Below are 1,666 nucleotides of genomic sequence, written 5' to 3'. Positions count from 1 at the left end.
AAGACAGCAAAAGACAGAGCAAAACCAGGCCGAGGTCTACCTGACCTATGGAGATCTCTGACCTGTGGAGATCCAAATGTGGGAGGGGGCTTGCCCCCGATAGCGCCGGGTCAGTCAACAAATAAGTGGCTGACACTCTGAAGTGCGCCCCAGAAGTTGGACACCCATCCAATTTCTGGGGCGTTTTCATGAGCAAGTACACCACGCAGTTCAAGCTATCTGCCATCACCGCTTTCCTTGAGCGAGGCCGAGGGTTTCGCCGGGTCGCCGCTCAATTTCAAATGGACCCCACCTTGCTTCGTCGTTGGGTCGAGGCTTATCGATTACACGGTGAGGCCAGCTTGAGCAGTACCGGCCAGCGTTACAGTGCCTTGTTCAAGTTCTCTGTTCTACGGCGCATGTGGGATGACTCCCTTTCCTTGCGCCGCGCAGCGGCGCTTTTCAACTTGGGGGATTCCACTCAGGTGGGCAGATGGCAACAGCAGTATTACAGTGGCGGTATTGAAGCCCTGGAGTCAGGGAAAAGAGGACTGAGCACCGCTATGCCTAAACCACCTGCTAAACCACGCAAAACCGCTGCCCCACTCACCAGCCCTGAGCCTGAGCACAAGACGTTACTTGATGAGCTCCAATACCTACGGATGGAGAACGCTTATCTAAAAAAGCTTGGGGAGTTAGGCGAGGCGGTGATGAGGCGGGAGAAAGAACAGAAGAAAAAGCCCGATTAGTCAGTGAGCTTAAGCAACACTTTCCCTTGCGTGACTTGCTCAAGCTAGTGAGCCTTGCGCGAAGTACGTACTACTACCAACTCAAGGCGATGGGCGTTGCGGACCGATTTTCCTCGATCAAAGCTTCTATCCAGACCATCCAAAACGAGCATAAGGGCCGCTTTGGTTACCGTCGGATGACGCTAGAACTACGTAAAGAAAGATCGCTGATCAACGGTAAAACGGTACGACGACTGATGGGGGAGCTGGGTCTGAAATGCACGGTGCGGCCTAAGAAATACAGGTCGTATAAAGGGCCGATGGGCGAAGTGTCGCCCAACACCTTGGCTCGTCAGTTCGAGGCTGAGCAACCGAATCAGAAATGGGTGACGGATGTCACCGAGTTCAAAGTGGCCGGCAAAAAGCTGTACTTGTCCCCAGTTTTGGACTTGTACAACGGAGAAATCGTGGCCTATCAGACGGCAATACGTCCCCAATATGCCTTGGTGGGCGAGATGCTGGAAAAAGCTATTGAAGGCTTACCTGAGGGCGGCAAGCCAATGCTGCATTCAGATCAAGGCTGGCACTATCGATATCCAAAGTACCGGGAGAGGCTAGAAAAAGCAGGGCTGGAGCAAAGCATGTCACGCAAAGGAAACTGCCATGACAACGCCACAATGGAGAGTTTCTTCGGCACGCTGAAGTCAGAGTTCTACTATCGGGAAAGCTTTGAAAGCGTGGAGCAGTTGCAAGCGGGGCTGGATGAGTACATCCATTACTACAACCATAAGCGAATCAAAGTGAAGCTTGGCGGACTGAGCCCTGTAGCGTACAGGACCCGGTCCGCTGTAGCCTAACCAACAGCTGTCCAGCTTTTGGGGCGCACTTCACACATTCAAATGTGGGAGGGGCTTGCCCCCGATGAACGATAACGCGGTCTTACTTGACGACCACCGTGC

General features: G+C 53.4%; 1 protein-coding gene. It reads left to right on the top strand.

Annotation, left to right across the window (positions count from 1 at the left end; translation table 11 throughout):
- Positions 1-188 precede the first annotated feature (188 nt).
- Positions 189-1,564 (top strand): IS3 family transposase gene (locus tag EPJ54_RS19600; RefSeq protein WP_404943211.1). Its coding sequence is split into 2 segments (ribosomal slippage): positions 189-680 and positions 683-1,564, totalling 1,374 coding nucleotides; the frame shifts between segments, so codons are not numbered across the junction.
- Positions 1,565-1,666: the final 102 nt, after the last annotated feature.

Origin of the sequence: Vitreimonas flagellata, from assembly GCF_004634425.1 — a bacterium.
GTDB classification, from domain to species: Bacteria; Pseudomonadota; Alphaproteobacteria; order Caulobacterales; family Aquidulcibacteraceae; genus Vitreimonas; species Vitreimonas flagellata.
Note: the sequence above shows the minus strand (reverse complement) of the source record. Positions and strands in the feature narration are given on the sequence as shown.